20 protein-coding genes are annotated in these 18800 nt (G+C 65.3%); 9 read left to right on the top strand and 11 right to left on the bottom strand.

The features are described 5' to 3' along the window. The first annotated feature begins 264 nt into the window (after nucleotides 1-264). Nucleotides 265-1227 (top strand): class 1b ribonucleoside-diphosphate reductase subunit beta, encoded by a 963-nt coding sequence (gene nrdF / locus ACQP0C_RS10720; protein ID WP_433683480.1) that lies wholly within the window; start codon nucleotides 265-267, stop codon nucleotides 1225-1227. Nucleotides 1228-1287: 60 nt separating this feature from the next. On the opposite strand, the gene mgtE is transcribed toward nrdF, so the two are convergent. Beyond that, the gene (mgtE, locus tag ACQP0C_RS10715; protein WP_433732784.1) at nucleotides 1288-2652 is read right to left on the bottom strand and encodes a magnesium transporter; all 1365 of its coding nucleotides are present in this window, start codon (nucleotides 2650-2652) and stop codon (nucleotides 1288-1290) included. Between the two features lie 355 nt (nucleotides 2653-3007). Next, a complete protein-coding gene (locus ACQP0C_RS10710) occupies nucleotides 3008-3487 on the bottom strand; it encodes a hypothetical protein (protein ID WP_433732783.1) in 480 nt (159 codons plus the stop codon). 191 nt (nucleotides 3488-3678) lie between these two features. Between ACQP0C_RS10710 and ACQP0C_RS10705 the strand changes: the two genes are divergently transcribed. Together ACQP0C_RS10705 and ACQP0C_RS10700 are read left to right on the top strand one after the other, a co-directional pair. Next, the gene (locus ACQP0C_RS10705; RefSeq protein ID WP_433734500.1) at nucleotides 3679-4671 is read left to right on the top strand and encodes an LLM class F420-dependent oxidoreductase; all 993 of its coding nucleotides are present in this window, start codon (nucleotides 3679-3681) and stop codon (nucleotides 4669-4671) included. Between the two features lie 264 nt (nucleotides 4672-4935). Then, nucleotides 4936-5409, top strand: coding sequence for an RDD family protein (locus ACQP0C_RS10700; protein WP_433732782.1), 474 nt, complete (start codon nucleotides 4936-4938; stop codon nucleotides 5407-5409). A gap of 145 nt (nucleotides 5410-5554) precedes the next feature. On the opposite strand, the gene nrdE is transcribed toward ACQP0C_RS10700, so the two are convergent. From nrdE to ACQP0C_RS10680, 4 genes are all read right to left on the bottom strand, one after another. Next, on the bottom strand, nucleotides 5555-7660 hold the full coding sequence (gene nrdE, locus ACQP0C_RS10695; RefSeq protein WP_433732781.1) for a class 1b ribonucleoside-diphosphate reductase subunit alpha: 2106 nt from the start codon (nucleotides 7658-7660) through the stop codon (nucleotides 5555-5557). A gap of 38 nt (nucleotides 7661-7698) precedes the next feature. Continuing rightward, a complete protein-coding gene (nrdI, locus tag ACQP0C_RS10690; protein ID WP_433683474.1) occupies nucleotides 7699-8160 on the bottom strand; it encodes a class Ib ribonucleoside-diphosphate reductase assembly flavoprotein NrdI in 462 nt (153 codons plus the stop codon). 46 nt (nucleotides 8161-8206) lie between these two features. Then, nucleotides 8207-8440: a glutaredoxin-like protein NrdH gene (nrdH, locus tag ACQP0C_RS10685; RefSeq protein ID WP_328404509.1), complete on the bottom strand. Its 234-nt coding sequence runs from the start codon at nucleotides 8438-8440 to the stop codon at nucleotides 8207-8209. A 422-nt stretch (nucleotides 8441-8862) separates the two neighbouring features. After that, nucleotides 8863-9429 carry an NAD(P)H-dependent oxidoreductase gene (locus ACQP0C_RS10680; protein ID WP_433732780.1) on the bottom strand — a complete coding sequence of 189 codons (567 nt, stop codon included), beginning with the start codon at nucleotides 9427-9429 and terminating at the stop codon, nucleotides 8863-8865. 114 nt (nucleotides 9430-9543) lie between these two features. On the opposite strand from ACQP0C_RS10680, the gene ACQP0C_RS10675 reads away from it, so the two are divergent. Both ACQP0C_RS10675 and nadE read left to right on the top strand, forming a co-directional pair. After that, nucleotides 9544-10185, top strand: coding sequence for a TetR/AcrR family transcriptional regulator (locus ACQP0C_RS10675; RefSeq protein WP_433732779.1), 642 nt, complete (start codon nucleotides 9544-9546; stop codon nucleotides 10183-10185). A gap of 6 nt (nucleotides 10186-10191) precedes the next feature. Beyond that, the gene (gene nadE, locus ACQP0C_RS10670; protein ID WP_433732778.1) at nucleotides 10192-11016 is read left to right on the top strand and encodes an ammonia-dependent NAD(+) synthetase; all 825 of its coding nucleotides are present in this window, start codon (nucleotides 10192-10194) and stop codon (nucleotides 11014-11016) included. 41 nt (nucleotides 11017-11057) lie between these two features. Here nadE and ACQP0C_RS10665 read toward each other — a convergent pair whose 3' ends face one another. The 3 genes from ACQP0C_RS10665 to moaA all read right to left on the bottom strand — a co-directional run bounded on the left by ACQP0C_RS10665 (nucleotide 11058) and on the right by moaA (nucleotide 13057). Further along, complete coding sequence (locus tag ACQP0C_RS10665) at nucleotides 11058-11459, bottom strand: DUF1003 domain-containing protein (RefSeq protein ID WP_433732777.1); 402 nt, start codon at nucleotides 11457-11459, stop codon at nucleotides 11058-11060. A gap of 304 nt (nucleotides 11460-11763) precedes the next feature. Continuing rightward, nucleotides 11764-12006 (bottom strand): MoaD/ThiS family protein, encoded by a 243-nt coding sequence (locus tag ACQP0C_RS10660; protein WP_433683470.1) that lies wholly within the window; start codon nucleotides 12004-12006, stop codon nucleotides 11764-11766. Next, on the bottom strand, nucleotides 11999-13057 hold the full coding sequence (gene moaA, locus ACQP0C_RS10655) for a GTP 3',8-cyclase MoaA (RefSeq protein WP_433732776.1): 1059 nt from the start codon (nucleotides 13055-13057) through the stop codon (nucleotides 11999-12001). Before moaA ends, ACQP0C_RS10660 begins: the two co-directional genes overlap by 8 nt. Before the next feature lie 140 nt (nucleotides 13058-13197). Here moaA and ACQP0C_RS10650 point away from each other — a divergent pair, with 140 nt between their 5' ends. The 4 genes from ACQP0C_RS10650 to ACQP0C_RS10635 all read left to right on the top strand — a co-directional run bounded on the left by ACQP0C_RS10650 (nucleotide 13198) and on the right by ACQP0C_RS10635 (nucleotide 17093). Further along, on the top strand, nucleotides 13198-14463 hold the full coding sequence (locus ACQP0C_RS10650; protein WP_433732775.1) for a molybdopterin molybdotransferase MoeA: 1266 nt from the start codon (nucleotides 13198-13200) through the stop codon (nucleotides 14461-14463). Beyond that, nucleotides 14460-15509 (top strand): bifunctional molybdenum cofactor biosynthesis protein MoaC/MoaB, encoded by a 1050-nt coding sequence (gene moaCB, locus ACQP0C_RS10645; protein ID WP_433732774.1) that lies wholly within the window; start codon nucleotides 14460-14462, stop codon nucleotides 15507-15509. The genes ACQP0C_RS10650 and moaCB overlap by 4 nt, the downstream gene beginning before the upstream one ends. Then, nucleotides 15496-15933, top strand: coding sequence for a molybdenum cofactor biosynthesis protein MoaE (locus ACQP0C_RS10640; RefSeq protein ID WP_433732773.1), 438 nt, complete (start codon nucleotides 15496-15498; stop codon nucleotides 15931-15933). The genes moaCB and ACQP0C_RS10640 overlap by 14 nt, the downstream gene beginning before the upstream one ends. Before the next feature lie 146 nt (nucleotides 15934-16079). Then, nucleotides 16080-17093, top strand: coding sequence for an AraC family transcriptional regulator ligand-binding domain-containing protein (locus ACQP0C_RS10635; protein ID WP_433732772.1), 1014 nt, complete (start codon nucleotides 16080-16082; stop codon nucleotides 17091-17093). Nucleotides 17094-17139: 46 nt separating this feature from the next. Here ACQP0C_RS10635 and ACQP0C_RS10630 read toward each other — a convergent pair whose 3' ends face one another. Then, complete coding sequence (locus ACQP0C_RS10630; protein ID WP_433683465.1) at nucleotides 17140-17331, bottom strand: hypothetical protein; 192 nt, start codon at nucleotides 17329-17331, stop codon at nucleotides 17140-17142. Between the two features lie 234 nt (nucleotides 17332-17565). After that, nucleotides 17566-18606 (bottom strand): CobW family GTP-binding protein, encoded by a 1041-nt coding sequence (locus ACQP0C_RS10625; RefSeq protein ID WP_433732771.1) that lies wholly within the window; start codon nucleotides 18604-18606, stop codon nucleotides 17566-17568. Between the last annotated feature and the right edge of the window lie 194 nt (nucleotides 18607-18800).

Below are 18800 nucleotides of genomic sequence, written 5' to 3'. Positions count from 1 at the left end.
CCCTTGCGGCCCCGGCCCGCGACCGGCCGATCGGCAAACCACGGGCGACCACGATGACGGCACCGGTATCGATGCGCGGATTTCGGGCCGCGTGCCGCACAATAGGTGCCGCACGCGGTGGTCACCGGCCTTTCTGCGCCATGGTGATAACCGTCGCTGCGACACAAGGTGTTGTGCTGCATGGACTTGTCACCCCCAAGGAGTAGTGTTCAGGGGTAGACAATTCCGTGACGGCAGCGTGCTCGGGAAGGGTGTGGAGGCAGGATGAAACTGATCGATCGGGTGTCGGCCATCAACTGGAATCGGGTGCCCGACGAGAAGGATGCCGAGGTCTGGGATCGCCTGACCGGCAATTTCTGGCTGCCCGAGAAGGTGCCGGTCTCCAACGATATTCCGTCGTGGAACACCCTCACCCCCGACGAGAAGCAATTGACCATGCGGGTCTTCACCGGCCTGACGCTGCTGGACACCATCCAGGGCACGGTCGGCGCGGTGAGCCTGATCCCGGACGCCGCGACGCCGCACGAGGAGGCGGTGCTCACCAATATCGCGTTCATGGAGTCGGTGCACGCCAAGAGCTACAGCTCGATCTTCTCCACTCTGTGCTCCACCCGCGAGATCGATGACGCCTTCCGCTGGTCGGAGGAGAACCGAAACCTGCAGCGCAAGGCCGAGATCGTGCTCGAGTACTACCGCGGCGACGATCCGCTCAAGCGCAAGGTGGCCTCCACTCTGCTGGAGAGCTTCCTGTTCTACTCCGGCTTCTACCTGCCGATGTACTGGTCCTCGCGGGCCAAGCTCACCAACACCGCCGACCTGATCCGGCTGATCATCCGCGATGAGGCGGTGCACGGGTACTACATCGGCTACAAGTACCAGAAGGGTCTGGAACTACTCGGCCAGGCCGAGCGCGACGACCTCAAGAACTACACCTTCGAGCTGCTTTTCGAGCTCTACGACAATGAGGTCGAATACACCCAGGACCTCTACGACGAGGTCGGCCTCACCGAGGACGTCAAGAAGTTCCTGCGCTACAACGCCAACAAGGCCCTGATGAACCTCGGCTACGAGGGCCTGTTCCCCAAGGACGAAACCGACGTCAACCCCGCGATCCTGTCGGCACTGTCCCCGAACGCCGATGAGAACCACGACTTCTTCTCCGGCTCCGGCTCCAGCTACGTCATCGGCAAGGCCGTCAATACCGAGGACGAAGACTGGGAGTTCTGACGCGGCTGTGCACTGAAATCCGGCTCGATCCCAGATCGAGCCGGATTTCTCGTATTCGCCTCAGATGCCGAGCACGATTTTGGCGGTGGTGAAGTAGATGATCAGGCCGGTGGCGTCCACCAGGGTGGTGACCATGGGGGCGGACACCACGGCCGGGTCGATGCGGAAGCGCTTGGCCAGCAGGGGCATGGTGCCGCCGATGGTGGCGGCCCAGCCGCAGATGATGACCAGGGTGATGCCGACGACCAGGGCAGTGCCCGGGTCGACGAACAGTGCGCCGATCGCGACACCCGCGGTGGCCAGCATGGTGCCGAGCACCAAGCCCACCCGGCATTCGCGCCAGATCACCTTGAACAGGTCCGAGCCGCGCACCTCGCCGACGGCGAGTGCACGCACGCAGGCGGTCGCCGCCTGGGCGCCCGCGTTGCCGCCCGCGCCGATGAGCAGCGGGATGAACAGTGCCAGATGCGCTGCCTGCTGCAGGGTGCCCTCGAAGAAATCGGTGACACTGACCGTCAGGGTGGCCGCGAACAGCAACAGCAGCAACCACAGGGCCCGGTAGCGGGCCAGCTGGAAGACCTTGGCCGCCATGTAGTGGCCCTCCCACGGCGCGGAACCCGCCTGCTTGGCGACATCCTCGCTATCGGCGGCCTCGATGACCTCGACGGCGTCATCGATGGTGAGCAGTCCGACCAGCCGGTCCTCACTGTCGACGACCGGCAGGTTGATGACATTGGTCTCGCGCATCAGCCGCGCCGCCTGCTCCGCGGAATCGGTGGCGCGCACGAATGTGGGTTCGGTGACGACGAGATCGGAGACCATCGTGTCCGGACGACTCAGCACCAGTTCGCGCAACTCGACAATGCCGGTGAGGCGGCGACCGGAGTCCACGACGGGCAGCGTGTACACCGTCTCGGCATTGATGCCTTTGATCCGCACCGTCTGCAGTGCGTCGGGGACGCTCAAATTACGCGGCAGCGCAACGACTTCCGGCGTCATATAGAGCCCGACCGAGCCCTCCGGATAGCCGAGCAACGCCGCGGTCATCCGCCGTTCGCGCGCGCTCAGTCCGGCGAGCACCTTCTTGGCGACCTTGGCGGGCGCCTCACGCAGCATCCTGGCCCGGTCGTCGGGCGCCATGCCCTCGACCAGCTCGCGGAAGCTCTGATCGCGCAGACCCTCCAGAATCTGTTGCTGGTCAACGGGTTCGAGCTCCTCGAAGACGGCAAGCGCCAGATCCTTGTCGAGCAGACGGAAGGCAACGCCCGCTTGGACGGCGTCCATGCGTGCGAGTTCGTCCGCGATGACATGCGGCGGATGGTTGTCGAGCCAGTCGAGCGCGGCGTCGACACGATGGGTATCGGCGATGTCCTGCAAGGATGCGGACAGCGTCGGACGTGCTTCGATGAGATCGGTCTGTGACATGGGAGGTCCTCAGCACACGGCGAGTAAGCGAGTGAATCGAAAGAAACGAAGTCACACCGCGGGCACCGACCCCATGACCGCTAACCCGGGAAGCTACAGTTCCCGGACGCTAACGACTGCACGAAGGGGCGGCGCCGCGCGGCCTTCGACTGGGAGGTTCGCTGCGCATGGCAACCCCACCTCCTAATCGCCGCCGCAGCGCCGTCAGCACTGCAGATCTCGAATGCGCCGCCCGAACGGACCGGCCGCACAGCTTCCGGTTGAAGGATACATGCGGTGGCGCTGGTGTTCACAGTCGAATCGGGTAAAGCCCGACGACATCCGGCCCGGCTATGACCGTTGCCACTACGGGGTGTCAGCGCGCCAATGTCGCACCGACGGCGCTCTCGACATCGGGCCACGTCGGCGTATGTTCAATCCACTCCGGCACCGGTGCGGCCTGCACACCGAACAGATACAGATGCGGCACCAGATCGCGCAGCGCCAGATGCACCTCGAGGCGGTCGTCGATCATGTGCGTGATCCCCAATTCGGCGCAGTGGAGCGCCTTGTCCGCCCGCTTGCGGCAGAACCGCACGCTCTCGCGCGGCACCCCGGTGCGCTGGTAGAACCCGTGATGATCGAGCCACTGCAGGGTGCGTTCCTGGACCCGGGGCCCGCATTTGGAGATCACCCAGACCCGGCCGTCGAACCGCTCGACCAGCCGCGTCAACACATCGAACGCGCCATCGGTCGGCGGCGTGGCCAGTGCCTCCTCGATACCGCCTGAGAGAAAGACCGTATCCGCGCCACCATCCGGCAGGGCGGCCCCCTGAATGACTCGACCGAAGTCCACTCCGAGTCGAGGTTGTCCGTAACTATTCATCACTATGCCGGTCCAGCTTGACCCGAATCGACCCCATATGCCAGCGAATTAACGACCGAGTTGGACGCACGCGGCGTAGAACCCTTGTCCGGGTGGCGCCGAGCCGGGAAGAGTGAACCGGTTGCGACTAGGTTCGGTGCAAACACATGAAGGAGAGATCTGTGCGCTTCGGCATCTTCATTCCGCAGGGGTGGCGGCTGGATTTGGTCGGTATCGACCCGGCGGCGCAGTGGGGGGTGATGCGCGATCTCGCCCAACGCGTCGATGCGGGCGATACCTGGGAGTCGCTGTGGGTCTATGACCACTTCCACACGGTGCCGGTGCCGACCGAGGAGGCGACGCATGAGGCATGGACGCTGATGGCAGCGTTCGCGGCCGCCACATCCCGCATTCGGCTCGGGCAGATGTGTACCGCGATCAGCTACCGCAATCCGGCGTATCTCGCCAAGGTCGCCGCGACGACGGATCTGATCTCGGGCGGCCGGGTCGAGATGGGCATCGGCGGCGGCTGGTACGAACACGAGTGGCGCGCTTACGGTTACGGCTTTCCGTCGGCGGGTGAGCGGCTCGGGCGGCTCGACGAGGGTGTGCAGATCTTCCGCCAGGCCTGGACCGAGGGCAAGGCCACGCTGGACGGTAAGCACTACCAGGTCGATGGTGCCATCGTGCGGCCACTTCCATTGCAGGACGGTGGGATTCCGCTGTGGATCGCCGGTGGCGGTGAGAAGAAGACGCTGCGCATCGCGGCGAAGTACGCCCGGTACACCAATTTCAGTGGCGCACCGGAGGAGTTTACGCACAAGTCCGAAATTCTGCGCGCGCACTGCGCCGATGTCGGCACCGATTTCGACGCCATCGTGCGCTCCTCGAACTTCAACGCCGTCATCGGATCCACCGAAGCCGAAGTCGAGGAACGCCTTTCGGCGGTCCAGGCGCGGTTGGCCACCGTAATCGATGACAACCAGGCCAAGTCCTATGTCGACGGCATGTTCCGCACCTCCCCCGCCGTCGGCACCCCGGAACAGATCGTCGAGCGACTGTCCGCGGTCCGCGATCTCGGCCTGTCCTACGCCATCTTCAACTTCCCCGAAGCCGCCTACGACACCTCCGGCATCGAACTCTTCGAACGCGAAGTGGCCCCCGCCCTGCGCTGACCCCACCACAGCGGCGGGCGCCCCATGGCGCCCGCCGCTTTCGGTACGCACCGCTGGCACAATGGTCGTCCGATCCGACTCGCGGTGAGCGCGAGCGCACGACTCCGGGGGATTGCGACTGTGTACCACGACAATTCGATTGACAACCGCCATGCCGGTCCCACGACAGGACCGTCCACCGAGGACCGAACCGAACGCATCGCACCCGCGTACTCGGTCATCGGTGAAGGAGGCCCCGAGCCGGCACCGGCACCCCCTAGCGGTGTGCAGGTTCCCACCGCGGTGCAGCCGCACTTCGAACGCGACGTTGGCGGCGCATTGCACTATGTCGATCCGGTTCGCAAACCCGAAGCCACGAAATACGACTCGATGTCCCTGAACGCCGGTCGGCCACGCCCCGATGGATCCATCGAAGAACCAGGGGGGCCGATGATGCTCGCTTTCGCAATCGACCTGCTACTGCACACCACCATCGGCGCCGCAGTCTGGCTGCTGACCACCAAATACTCCCCTGATCCGCACCGGGCCATCGCACTGGCCGTAATTGCCGCGGTAACAACATCTTTCGTGCACCGCACGATCATCCAACGCCTGACCCGCACCACCCTCGGCAAGTCACTTTTCGGCCTCCAACTGCGCTACCCCGACAAAACCCTCCCCACCCTCTGGCAACTGACAAAACTCTGGTTGGTCGGCGCCTTCGCCGTAGTATCCACCCCCCTCCAGTTCTTCGGATAACCCTTCTCGCACACGTTCCGCACACCACGCACACCGACTCGCCGCGCGACACACCGAGCTCGAAATACGAAGGTGTGCGAGGTAAGGGGTCGGAAAGCCGAAAGGGGCAGCCTTCCAATGGAGACTGCCCCTTTTGACGAAGCAGCTACAGCATGCAGCTCACGCAGCCCTCGACTTCGGTTCCCTCCAGGGCCATTTGGCGCAGCCGGATGTAGTAGAGGGTCTTGATGCCCTTGCGCCAGGCGTAGATCTGGGCGCGGTTGAGGTCGCGGGTGGTGGCGGTGTCCTTGAAGAAGAGGGTCAGCGACAGGCCCTGGTCCACGTGCTGGGTGGCGGCGGCGTAGGTGTCGATGATCTTCTCGTAGCCGATTTCGTAGGCGTCCTCATAGAACTCGAGGTTGTCGTTGGTGAGGTAGGGCGCCGGGTAGTAGACGCGGCCGATCTTGCCTTCCTTGCGGATCTCGATCTTCGACGCCACCGGGTGGATGGAGCTGGTCGAGTGGTTGATGTAGGAGATCGAGCCGGTCGGCGGGACGGCCTGCAGGTTCTGGTTGTAGATGCCGTGCTCCATGACCGAGGCCTTCAACTCGAGCCAGTCGGCCTGGGTCGGAATGTGCACGCCCGCATCGGCGAACAGCTGCGCGACCCTGTCGGTCTTCGGCTCCCACACCTGGTCGGTGTACTTGTCGAAGTACTCACCGGAGGCGTACTTGGATTCGGGGAAGCCGCCGAAGTAGGTGCCACGCTCCTTCGCGATCAGGTTCGAGGCCCGAATCGCGTGGTACACCACGGTATAGAAGTAGATATTGGTGAAGTCGATACCCTCTTCGGACCCGTAGCGCACCCGCTCGCGGGCCAGGTACCCGTGCAGGTTCATCTGGCCGAGGCCGATCGCGTGGGATTCGTTATTGCCCTGTTCGATCGAGGGCACCGAGTAGATGTGGGTCTGATCCGAGACCGCGGTCAGTGCCCGGATCGCGGTGTCGATGGTCCGCGCAAAATCGGGTGAATCCATCGTCTTGGCAATGTTGAGCGATCCGAGGTTGCACGAGATGTCCTTGCCCACCTTGGCATAGGTCAGATCGTCGTTGAACAGCGACGGCGTCGACACCTGCAGGATCTCCGAGCACAGATTCGAGTGGGTGATCTTGCCCGCGATCGGGTTGGCCCGGTTCACCGTGTCCTCGAACATGATGTACGGGTAGCCGGATTCGAACTGCAGCTCGGCGATGGTCTGGAAGAACTCGCGCGCCTTGATCTTCGACTTGCGGATGCGCTTGTCGTCGACCATCTCGTAGTACTTCTCGGTGACATTGATATCGGCGAACGGCACGCCGTAGATGCGCTCCACGTCGTACGGCGAGAAGAGGTACATATCCTCGTTCTTCTTCGCCAGCTCGAAGGTGATGTCCGGGATCACCACCCCCAGCGAGAGCGTCTTGATGCGGATCTTCTCGTCCGCGTTCTCCCGCTTGGTATCCAGGAACCGGTAGATATCCGGGTGGTGCGCATGCAGGTACACCGCGCCCGCGCCCTGGCGCGCACCGAGCTGGTTGGCATAGGAGAACGAATCCTCGAGCAGCTTCATGATCGGGATGACGCCCGAGCTCTGGTTCTCGATCTTCTTGATCGGCGCGCCGTGCTCGCGAATATTGCTGAGCAGCAATGCGACACCGCCACCGCGCTTGGACAGCTGCAGTGCGGAGTTGATGGAGCGCCCGATGGACTCCATATTGTCCTCGATGCGCAGCAGGAAGCACGACACCGGTTCGCCGCGCTGCTTCTTGCCCGAGTTGAGGAAGGTCGGGGTGGCGGGTTGGAAACGGCCGTCGATGATTTCGTCGACCAGTCGGCCCGCGAGTACCTCGTCACCGGCGGCCAGCGTCAGCGCGACCATGACCACCCGGTCCTCGAACCGCTCCAGATAGCGCTTGCCGTCGAAGGTCTTCAGCGTGTAGGAGGTGTAGTACTTGAACGCGCCGAGGAAGGTCGGGAACCGGAACTTCTTGGCGTAGGCCTGCTGGAACAGCGTCTTGATGAACGCGCGGCTGTACTGCTCGAGAACCTCTGCCTCGTAGTAGTTCTCCTCGACCAGGTAGTCCAGCTTCTCGTCCAGGTTGTGGAAGAAGACGGTGTTCTGGTTGACGTGCTGCAGGAAGTACTGGTGCGCCGCCTCGCGGTCCTTGTCGAACTGGATCTTGCCGTCGGCGCCGTACAGGTTCAGCATCGCGTTGAGGGCGTGGTAGTCCATGACCTCGCCCGCATCGGCGGAACGGACCGGTGGCTGCTCTAAGCGAGCTGTTTTGCCGGTCGGTGCTGTCGTTGCTGTTGCCAAAACAATCCCAATCCCTCGCGGACGCGTTCGACGTCCTCAGCGGTTCCCATGAGTTCGAAGCGATACAGGTAAGGCACTCCGCACTTGCGTGAGATCACCTCGCCCGCATAGCAATAGGTATCGCCGAAGTTCGTGTTTCCCGCCGCCACAACACCGCGCAGCAGTGCGCGGTTGTGCGGATCGTTGAGGAACTTGGCGACCTGTCGCGGCACGAAATCCTTATCGGATCTATTTCCCCCCAGGACGTGCCGACCGCCCCCGTAAGTGGGGACGATCAGAACGTAGGGTTCGTCTACGCGCAGTGTGTCAGCGGTGTGCAGTGGTATGCGAGTCGCCGGGAGCCCCAGCTTCTCGACGAAGCGATGCGTATTCTCCGAGGCGCTGGAGAAGTAGACCAGTGCCGTTCCTTCGGACATGGCCACCTCCCCTTCCCATCGGATGCACCGGAAAGCTGAAAAGCGATCAGGCCGCCACGGTCGCGAGCGACTTGATGCGGTCGGGCCGGAAGCCGGACCAGTGATCCTCACCGGCGACGACGACCGGCGCCTGCAGGTAACCCAGCGCCATGACGTAGTCACGCGCCTCGTCGTTCTCGGAGATATCGATGACTTCGTAGTCCACCCCGACCTTGTCGAGCGCCTTGTAGGTGGCATTGCATTGGACGCAAGCGGGCTTGGTGTACACGGTGATGGTCATTGAGTCCCTCTCTCCTATGCCTGATCCACAGCCTGTGATCCGTATGCTGATCGTTTCGAGCGACCTGCAAGCAGTCGCTAGCGATGCATGATCCGACCTACACTGCGCAAATTCCTGGATCGGTTCCGAAACCCCTGCTCAGCCGCTCGTGGCCGAGGCCGATCTCATTCCGTCTTCCAGCACTCAAGACACTACACCTAGTGGCCGACAGATTCATACAACACGACATGTTGCGAGTCACAACGGTGAAATTCCCAAGCGGTAAGTACCTGGACGCTCGATACGCAACCCGACACAGCAGTGGTGCAGATCACAATTTCGCACCATAGCGCCCTCCCAGCAAACTTCTTTCGGCGAACGAAAAAGGGCCGCCCCGGACTCCGCGAGCGGAGCGGGGCGGCCCTTCCATTGGGATCCGACGTTCAGGCGGACACCAGTTCGCCGGTCGCCTGGACGAGTTCGTGCACGGTCGCGCCGAGCTGGGTCAGCGCCTCGGCGTCATCGCGCGGATGCGCCTGCGCGAACCGATCACCGAATCCGGCGAAGTGCAGGTGCCCGTCCTCGACCACGTGAGCACCCGCGACACCCAGCGCCTTGACCACATCGCCGTGCGCCCACTTGGCCGCGTTCCGGCTGATCGAACCGCTCACCACCGCGACCGGCCGATCCTGGAGCGCACCAACGCCATAGGGCCGCGAGGCCCAGTCGATGGCGTTCTTGAGCACGGCCGGAATGCTGCCGTTGTATTCGGGCGTGACCAGCAGCAGTCCATCGGCGGCGCCGACCGCGTCGCGCAGCGCCTGCGCGGCAGTGGGTACCGAACCGGGCACGTCGAGGTCTTCGTTGTAGAACGGGATATCGGCGAGGCCCTCGTAGATGGCGATCTCGACACCCTCGGGCGCGGTCTGCACCGCGGCCTCGGCGAGTTGGCGGTTGATCGACGCGGCGCGGAGGCTGCCAACGAGAGTGAGGATCCGGGTCTTACTCATGACGACTCCTGGTGTACTGAATGTGGTGTCCGAACTTCTGCCTACACTAACCGGACCATGGTCCGATTCCATTCCTGGGAGAACCGCGAGAGGCCTGTGAGCTACAGCACATCCATGCCGGACGACATGATGCCCGAACGTCCGCTGCTCGGCGTCGGTGCGCCCCTGCCCGTCAATACCGAACGCGCGGACGCGGCGCGCAACCGCCAGCTACTGCTGGACGCAGCACAACAATTGGTGCGTGAGCAAGGCGTGGACAGCCTGACGATGGACGCGCTGGCCAAGCGGGCCGGTGTCGGCAAGGGCACCGTCTTCCGCCGGTTCGGCAGCAGGTCCGGACTGCTGCGCGCGCTCTTGGATCACGCGGAGCGAAAGTTCCAGGAAGAGTTCATGTTCGGGCCGCCGCCGCTGGGACCGGGCGCGGCGCCGGTGGACCGGCTCGTCGCCTTCGGCCGGGCCCGGCTACTCGATATCGAGGTCGCGGGCGAGCTGCACCGCGCCGCCGAAATCGGCGAGGCGAACCACCGCTATACCGGCCCGCCCTACGGCCTGCTGCGCGCACATGTGACGATGCTGCTGCGGGCGGCGGGGGTGGACGGCGATGTGGTGCTGATCGCCGATGGGCTGCTGGGGCTGCTCGGTGCCGCACTGGTGATGCATCAGATGCATGTGCTCGGCTACGACCGCTGTCGGATCGGCGACAACTGGGAGGCCTTCGTTCGACGAGTTGTCATCCCGTCGCGCCCAGTAGAGTGAGGCGCCATGGGGAACCTGCGTGAACAGATCATCGCCGAGTTGGGCGTCCAGTCGAATATCGAACCGAAGGTCGAGGTGCGACGACGGATCGATTTCCTCAAGGACTATCTGAGCGCAAGCCCCGCCCGGGGTTTCGTCCTCGGCATCAGCGGCGGCCAGGACAGCGCGCTGACCGGTCGACTGTGCCAGCTCGCCGCCGAGGAACTGCGCGCCGACGGTGCCGATGCCACCTTCATCGCGGTGCGACTGCCCTACGGCGTGCAGGCCGACGAGGCCGACGCCCGGATCGCGCTGCGGTTCATCCAGCCCGACCGCTCGGTGGTGGTGAATATCCGTCCCGGCGCCAATGCCGTTGCCGCCGAGGTGGCCTCGGCATTGCAGGTGGACAAGCTGCGCGATTTCGTGCGCGGCAATGTCAAGGCCCGCGAACGCATGGTGACCCAATACGCCATCGCCGGTCAGGAGAATATGCTCGTCGTCGGCACCGACCATGCCGCCGAGGCGGTCACCGGCTTCTTCACCAAATTCGGTGACGGCGGCGTCGATATCACCCCGCTCACCGGACTCACCAAGCGCCAGGGCGCGGCCCTGCTGCAGGAACTCGGCGCACCGTCGAGCATCTGGTCGAAGGTTCCCACCGCAGACCTCGAGGACGACCGCCCGGCACTGCCCGACGAGGAGGCACTCGGGCTGCGCTACACCGAAATCGATGACTACCTCGAGGGCAAGGACGTCACACCCGAGGTCGCCACGAAGCTCGAGACGATCTTCCGCGACACCCGGCACAAGCGCACCGTCCCGGTCACCCCGCTCGATACCTGGTGGCGCTGAGCCCTTTACCGGCCTGAGCCCCTTACCGGCTGAGCCCCGGCCTACTTCCGGTCCGCTTCCTCGATCAGCCGGCGGTGCAGTTCCGTGGTCATCTGGTGGATGGCCTTGGTCAGCTCCAGATCGCTCTTGAGCTGCAACTCCTGTTCGGTGAAGTCGTGATCGGCCTTGATCTGCTGGAACTGCGCCTGCCGGTTCTGGCCGATCATCACGAAGGTCGACAGGAAGATCGCTTCCAGCGAGACGACCAGCGTCAGGGTCGGCCAGGGACTGCGCTCCAACCACAGCATCCAGACCGCGAAGAGCACCGCGTGGAGGTAGACGAACTGCATCGACCCGGCGAATCTGGTGATCTGATCGGCGAGCCGCAGCTGGAAGCTGGCCGCCCGTATCTCCTGCTCTTTCAGGACCGCGGGATGCAGTGACAACTTGGGCGGCTTCAGCATAGGGGTCTGCCTCCTCAGGGCACAGCGACGAAATGCGTTGGCGCGCCGATGCTAACGCCCTCCCCCACACCACCCGGCGACGCCACCGACGGCGCCCGGGTCACGGCCCGACAGACTACATTCGACGCAACCGCCCGCGAGGGTAGCCCAATGGTTGCACGGAGAACTCCCGTCGAACCGCCCATGACTTCCGTCGACAATCCCTCCGCGTCGAAACGCGCCGACGATAGTCGAACAGTGGTTGTGGGACGGCACGCGAGCCGCCGAGTGACTACGTCAGCCGCGGCACCGGGGAGTGGGCGGATCAGCCGCCTGCGAAGGGCGGGAGGACGTCGACGCGGGGGGTGAGGGCGACCGAGGGGTCACGGGTGAGTTCGTCACCGACCAGGTAAGCGCAGACCCTGAGCATCTTGTCGAGGTCGGGGCCGTAGGAGGCGGCCAGTGTGGTGCGCAGATCCGCGACCGTGGCATCGGCGGGGAATTCCAGGATTTCCCGGTCCTTGCCGACGGCGTCGGCGATCGCGGCGAAGTAGCGGATCTCAACCACCGATGGCTCCCATAGTGCGTTCCGGGGGGACGAAACCCTCGGCGTCGATACCGTGACCCGCCCACTTGTTCCACATGGCGCCGCGCCAGATGGTGGCGATCTCATCGTCGTCGGCGCCCGTGCGCAGTGCTTGGCGCACGTCGAATTCCTCATCGCTGAACAGACAGGAACGCAGCATGCCGTCGGCGGTGAGCCGGGTCCGGTCGCAGGTATCGCAGAACTTGCGGGTCACCGTCGCGATGATGCCGACCGTCGCAGGACCGCCGTCGACGAGCCATTTCTCCGCCGGGGCCGACGGGTCGGACCGGCCCGCCTCGGTGAGGGTGAAACGGGTGCCGAGAACATCGAGCAATTCGGCCGCGGTCACCATATTGGTGCGCGCCCATTCGTGATCGGCGTCCAGCGGCATCTCCTCGATGAACCGCAGTTCGCAGTCCTCGTCCAGACACCAGCGCAGTAGATCCGGGGCATCGGCGAGGGTGTCGCGCATCAGCACCGCGTTGATCTTCATCGGCGCCAGTCCGGCATCCCGGGCCGCGCGGATGCCCGCGAGAACCGAATCGAGTCGATCGCGGCGGGTCAGGCGGGCGAAGCCGAGCCGATCCACGGTATCCAGCGAGACATTCACCCGGCTGAGCCCGGCGGCCGCGAGTGCGCGGGCCCGATGGGCGAGCCCGACGCCATTGGTCGTCATGGCCAGTGGGATCTCGGGCACCCGCTGGTGGCAACCGGCGATGATCTGCTCGAGATCGCGGCGCATCAGCGGCTCGCCGCCGGTGAACCTGACCTCGCGCACCCCCAACTCCCGCACGGCCAACGCGACCAGTCGCACGATTTCCTCGACCGTCAGCAGTTCGTGCTGCGGGATTGCGGGCAGCCCCTCTTCGGGCATGCAGTAGGTGCAACGCAGTGAGCATTTCTCGGTGATCGATACACGCAGATCCCGTGCGGTCCGTCCGAACCGATCCACCAGATACGGCGTGTCGGGGCGTCCATCGAGCGAGGGCACCCTGGACCGTACGGCGGGAATCCCCATCTCGACCAGCGTCACACGTCCATTATGACCGGTCCGTCCGCCATGCCCATGGGCGGACCGCACCATCCTGGCCTCACAAACTCCGAGTTCAGCAGGTGAGCGTTCGTGCGAAACGACGAGAGAACTCGCTACCGATCGGCGATTAGGCTGGCCGCATGACCTCGCGCCCCGCCACCTCCGGTGGCCACCGACCGAGCCGCGCCGCGGCCCGGTCCGCCGACGCGTACCGCGACACCGTCGAAGCGCTGCTGCGACCACTGGCCGCGCGCCCGGTCGAATCCGTCGGGGTGCCCGCGGCGCTGGGCCGACAGCTGGCCGAGGACATCCACGCACCGGTGGACCTGCCGGTGTTCCGCAACTCCGCGATGGACGGGTATGCGGTACGTGCCGAATCGGTGGTGCTGACGCCCGTGACGCTGCCGCTGGCCGGTGTGGTCGCGGCGGGCGCCGCCGGGCAGACGCCATTACCGCCCGGCACCGCGATGAAGGTAATGACCGGTGCGCCGATTCCGCCCGGCGCCGACTGCGTGGTGCCGGTCGAGGATGTGCACAGCGATGGCGCGACGGTGACCGTCGAGCGGGGCCGTACCGCAGGCGAATTCGTGCGTGAACCAGGCACCGATGTGCGCACCGGCGAATTGCTGGCGCGGGCGGCCACGACCCTCGCGCCGCGCCACATCGCCGCGCTCGCCGCGGTCGGGCTCGCGACGGTGCCGGTATGCCAGCCGATTCGCGCGGCGGTGATCACCACCGGTGACGAACTCGTAGCCGCCGGAACACCATTGCGCCCCGGCCAGATCTACAACTCCAACGGCATCGCCCTCGCGGCCGCGCTCAGCGCGAACGGCGTCACCGTCGTCTCGGTCGAGCACAGCACCGACGATCCCGCGAGATTCCGCGCATTGCTATCCGCCGCAACGGAGTCCGCCGATATCGTCTTCACCTCCGGCGGGGTCTCCAAGGGCGACTTCGAGGTCGTCAAGGATGTGCTCGGGCCGATGGGCGGGGAGTTCGGCTCGGTCGCGGTGCAACCCGGTGGGCCGCAGGGTCTCACCGTCGTCGACGGTGTGCCAGTGCTGAGCTTTCCCGGAAATCCGGTGAGCACCATGGTGTCCTTCGAGGTGTTCGCCCGGCCGATACTGCGCCGCCTGGCCGGTCTGCCCGAGGTGGAGATCTACGAGGTGCCGCTGCGCAATGCGGTGCGTTCGCCCGAGGGGCGACGTCAATTCCTGCGCGGACGGCTCGTCCGCGACGACAATGCCGCGCCCGGATTGCACCGGAATCCGGAAGCCGTCGAGGTCGTCTCCGGGCCCGGTTCCCATCTCATCGCCGGCATGGCCTGGGCGGATGTGTTGATCGATGTGCCAGCGGCGGTCACCGCGCTGCCGGTCGGCGCGCCTGTGCGAGTGTGGTTGTTATGAATGAGTTGTCCCATGTCGACCGGGAAGGTCGCGCCCGCATGGTCGATGTGAGCGCGAAGTCCGACACCACCCGAATCGCGGTCGCGGCCGGTGAGCTGCGAACCACCGCCGAGGTGATAGCACTGGTGCGGGCCGACGATATGCCGAAGGCCGATGTGCTCTCCACCGCCCGGATCGCCGGTATCGCTGGTGCGAAGAAGACCTCCGAACTCATTCCGCTGTGCCATCAGCTGGCGCTGTCGTCGGTGAAGGTCGAATTCGGCTTCACCGACACCGCCATCACGATCCAGGCGAGCGCGAAGACCAAGGGCCCCACCGGCGTCGAGATGGAGGCGCTCACCGCGGTCGCGGTGGCGGGGCTCACGCTGCACGATATGGTCAAAGCGGTCGACCCGGCCGCGACCCTCGACGGTGTCCGGCTGCTCACCAAAGAGGGTGGCAAACACGGACATTGGGAACGTCCCGAGGAACCGGCCCCCGAGACCCCCGTTCGGGTGCTCGACGATGAACCGGCCGACACCGAAGCCGTGGAAGACGCTGCGGCGGTGGATGGCTCGGATTCCGACGAACGCTCGGCGGTGGTGCTGGTCGCCTCGACCGGCGCCGCGGTCGGCACCCGCGTGGATACCACCGGCCCGGTGCTCGCGCAATGGCTCAGCGGACTCGGCTTCTCGGTGCGGGGGCCGCTGGTATACGCGGATGCGGAGATCGATATCGGCCTCGCCGACGCGCTGCGTTTCGCACCGTCGCTGGTGGTCAGCACCGGCGGCACCGGCGCCTCCCCCACCGATGCCACCCCCGAGGCGACGCTGGCGGTGCTCGATCGCGAATTGCCCGGTGTCGCCGAGGCGATTCGGCAGCGCGGCACCGCGAAATTCCCACTGGCCGCGCTCAGTCGCGGCGTGGCCGGGCTGGCGGGCCGATCGGTGATCGTGAATCTGCCCGGCTCCCCCGGTGGGGTCAAAGACGGTATGGCGGTGCTGGAGCCGCTACTGGATCATCTGCTCGCGCAAGTAGCAGGAGGCGGCAACCATGACCACAAGTGAATTCGCGGCCGTGCGCCTGGCGGGCATCAGCGATCAGCCGCTGGACCCGGCCGTGGTGGAGGCCGCGGTGACCGGTCCGGAGTACGGCGCGGTCGTGGTGTTCACCGGCAAGGTGCGCGATCATGATGGCGGACAGGCGGTTTCCGCGCTGGAGTATTCCGCGCATCCGGACGCCGAACGATTTCTGCGCAATTGCTGTGCCGCACTTGCCGAACGCTCGGGCCTGCCGGTCGCGGCCGTCCACCGAGTCGGACAGCTGACCGTCGGCGATCTCGCGATCGTCGTCGCGGTCGCCGCACCGCATCGCGCCGAAGCCTTCACCACCTGTGCGGAATTGGTGGACCGGATCAAACACGAAGTGCCGATCTGGAAGCGCCAATTGTTCACAGACGGTCTCTCCGAATGGGTCAACGCCTGCGGGTAAAGGGTCATTGCCAATGGTTAACCTCGTCATGAGCGCCGGTTGGGTTGCCCGAAACAACGTTGTGATGCGAATTCACTGACGATTCAATACCCGCGGGATAGCGTTCTCCCGCAGAGGATTCGTCGATCCGCAGCAGGAGGGGCGCATTGGGAACCGACCAGGTATTGCTGCACAGATTCGTCATTGCACAGCTCACGGCGGCCGGCGTGGACCGGGATCGGCTGCTCCGCGAGACCGGACTACCCGAGTGGACCATGGCTGGCGAGGATGTGCACCTGCCGAGTCACACCTTCTCGCGGCTCTGGGAACTCGGTGAACACGCACTCGGCGACCCGAATGTCGCGTTGCGTGTGGCCAGCCGCTACGAACTCACCAGCCTCGGCCTCTACGACTATCTGTTCTCCACCGCACCGACGCTCGGCGCGGGTCTGGCAACCTGCGGCCCCTATGTCGCCGCGGTCACCACCAATCACCGCTTCGAGCTGGTCGCCGAGAATGAACACGAGGTCACGCTCTATCTCGACATGATCAATGGCGAGGGCCGCGGCCGCGATCTCACCCAGCTGTGGGGACTGGCGGCGGTGCTCAGCCGGGCGCGGCGGGTGGTCCGCGAACCGCTCATCCCGCTGCGGGTGGCGCTGCGACAGCAGGCACCCGCGAAAACCGACACCTTCGTCGAGGTCTTCGGCACCCCCGCCATCGAATTCGGCGCATCGGTCGATGCCATGACCTTCCGTGCCAGCGCTATGGAACTGCCGCTGACCACCAGCGATCCGGTGCTGGCCGCCGTGCTGCAGCCGCTGGCCGACGCGCTCCCGCCACCGCCGCCCTTGGCAACCGCATGGCCGGATCGGGTCGCCGCCGCGGTCACCGACGCGCTGGCCGAGGGTGCGGTATCACTGGATCGGGTGGCCCGCCGACTCGCCACCAGCCCGCGCACGCTGCAACGCAGGCTGATGGAGGCGGGTACCACCTGGCGATCGGAATTGGAGCGGGCGCGCAATGCCCGCCTGGCACAGGCGAATGCGACTGCGAATGGGCAGCTGAGCCGAACGCGCCAGGCCGAACTACTGGGATATTCGGATGTGGGGTCGATGCGACGGGCGGCCCGCCGACGGTCCATGACCCAGCCCATGCACCGATCGGACCTCCCGGCCTGATCCGCCGCATCCCCCCGCGCCGCACCCGTGCCAGCACCGGACGCGGTCACACCTTGAGGAAGGTTGCCGCGATACGCCAGAATGTCGAATCCTCGATGGCACGAAAATCCCAGCTATCGACCATATCGCGGGATGCGGCGACAATGGCGGCCACATCGAAATCATCACGCGTGGCAGTGCCCTTGGCCTCTAACGCGGCGACCACGTACGCCGTCGCGCTCTCCCAGGTCTCTGACACGGAACTCTCCCATCGGGCGTAGAGACAAATACGGTCGATCACGGTTCGGGCGCCGAACCGACACCGCGCGCAGCAGCTTCGCTCCGTTGCGCAGATGCCGCGCGCGGCGGGGCAATGTGTCAGTTTTATGTGTGCGTGATCGCCGCGCCAAGTACCGAACGCGCCAGCTTCGAGCAGAACGCGCCAATTTATCGACGCGCCAACCCTGCCGAGGTGTCGGTGTTCGCCGCGGCGTCAGTGCGGGGTGTAGCGCCAGATGCCGAGCATGGCTGCGGGATCCAGCGGTTCGGCCGCGGTGTGCACAGTGTCGTGCAGCCGCCGCAGCGCCGCGTCGGCGGGTAGACCCGCACCGATCAATACCAACTCGCTCGTGCGCGATTCACCGCGCGACCAGGAGTCCGGTTCGAAGACAATGTGGCGGCCGACCATATGCAGCACGAACTTCCGGCGTTCGGCCGCGACACCGAAGGCGGCGAAACCCTTGGCGCGGAACAGGCCCGGCGGCGGATCCTCGAGGAATTCGACCAGGCGCCGCGGATCCAAGTCCCGTTCGCTGGTGAAGGACACGCTGGTGTAATCGTCGTGCAGATGCCGGTGCCCGGCGTGGTCGTCGTGCTCGTGATCGTGCTCGTCGAGCAGTTCGTCGAAGCTCAATTGTTCGGCGACCCGCGGTATTTCGCGTAGCGGTTCGTCGAACAGCAGGCCCGGGTCGATGCGTCCGCGAGTGGTCGCGTACACCGGAACCGGCCCGATCAGCTCGGTGATCTCCTGCCGCAATAGTTCCAGTCGATCCCGTGGTACCCGATCGGCCTTGTTCAGCACCACCAGATCCGCGAGCCGCAGATGCGTCGCGAGTTCGGGATGGCGGCCGCGCGTGTCCGGGAACTGTTCGGCGTCGACCACCTCGACCAATCCGCCATAGCGGATGCGCGGATTCTCGCTGCCGAGCACCATCCGGATCAGATTGCGCGGTTCGGCCAGACCACTGGCTTCCACCACGATCACATCGATTTTGGCGCGCGGCTGCGCCAGCTTGGTGAACAGCTCGTCGAGTTCGCCGACATCGACCGCACAGCAGACACATCCGTTGCCCAGCGACACCATGGCGTCGACCTGCCCGGCCACCAGCATGGCGTCGATATTGATGGCCCCGAAGTCATTGACCACCACGCCGATCCGGGTACCACGGTTATTGCGCAGCAGATGGTTGAGCAGCGTCGTCTTCCCGGATCCCAGGAATCCGGCGACGATCAGAACAGGAATCCGCTCGGCCACCCGGAGGAGTCTATTGGCGGCGCTTTCGGCCCCGCATAGTCGCGGCTGTGTTTGTGGCCGCACGGGCGCGGCAGGCGGCTCCCTGGTGTCTCGCGTCCGAGCCGTCGAGACTCGCGGCTGTGTCGGACGCACTTCGACGGCTCGGCTGAGTTCGACGGCCGCGCCTTCGGCACGGACGTGAGACGGGCCGCGAA

The organism is Nocardia sp. CA-129566, from assembly GCF_050956075.1.
Taxonomy (GTDB): domain Bacteria; phylum Actinomycetota; class Actinomycetes; order Mycobacteriales; family Mycobacteriaceae; genus Nocardia.
Note: the sequence above shows the minus strand (reverse complement) of the source record. Positions and strands in the feature narration are given on the sequence as shown.

Excerpts from the sequence above, each read along its gene's own strand:
- mgtE (WP_433732784.1), bottom strand. The coding sequence starts at position 2,652 with ATGTCACAGACCGATCTCATCGAAGCACGTCCGACGCTGTCCGCATCC.
- moaCB (WP_433732774.1), top strand. The coding sequence starts at position 14,460 with ATGAATGAGTTGTCCCATGTCGACCGGGAAGGTCGCGCCCGCATGGTC.
- nadE (WP_433732778.1), top strand. The coding sequence starts at position 10,192 with ATGGGGAACCTGCGTGAACAGATCATCGCCGAGTTGGGCGTCCAGTCG.
- nrdE (WP_433732781.1), bottom strand. The coding sequence starts at position 7,660 with ATGGACTACCACGCCCTCAACGCGATGCTGAACCTGTACGGCGCCGAC.
- ACQP0C_RS10665 (WP_433732777.1), bottom strand. The coding sequence starts at position 11,459 with ATGCTGAAGCCGCCCAAGTTGTCACTGCATCCCGCGGTCCTGAAAGAG.
- ACQP0C_RS10675 (WP_433732779.1), top strand. The coding sequence starts at position 9,544 with ATGCCGGACGACATGATGCCCGAACGTCCGCTGCTCGGCGTCGGTGCG.
- ACQP0C_RS10640 (WP_433732773.1), top strand. The coding sequence starts at position 15,496 with ATGACCACAAGTGAATTCGCGGCCGTGCGCCTGGCGGGCATCAGCGAT.
- nrdH (WP_328404509.1), bottom strand. The coding sequence starts at position 8,440 with ATGACCATCACCGTGTACACCAAGCCCGCTTGCGTCCAATGCAATGCC.
- nrdI (WP_433683474.1), bottom strand. The coding sequence starts at position 8,160 with ATGTCCGAAGGAACGGCACTGGTCTACTTCTCCAGCGCCTCGGAGAAT.
- nrdF (WP_433683480.1), top strand. The coding sequence starts at position 265 with ATGAAACTGATCGATCGGGTGTCGGCCATCAACTGGAATCGGGTGCCC.
- ACQP0C_RS10680 (WP_433732780.1), bottom strand. The coding sequence starts at position 9,429 with ATGAGTAAGACCCGGATCCTCACTCTCGTTGGCAGCCTCCGCGCCGCG.
- ACQP0C_RS10650 (WP_433732775.1), top strand. The coding sequence starts at position 13,198 with ATGACCTCGCGCCCCGCCACCTCCGGTGGCCACCGACCGAGCCGCGCC.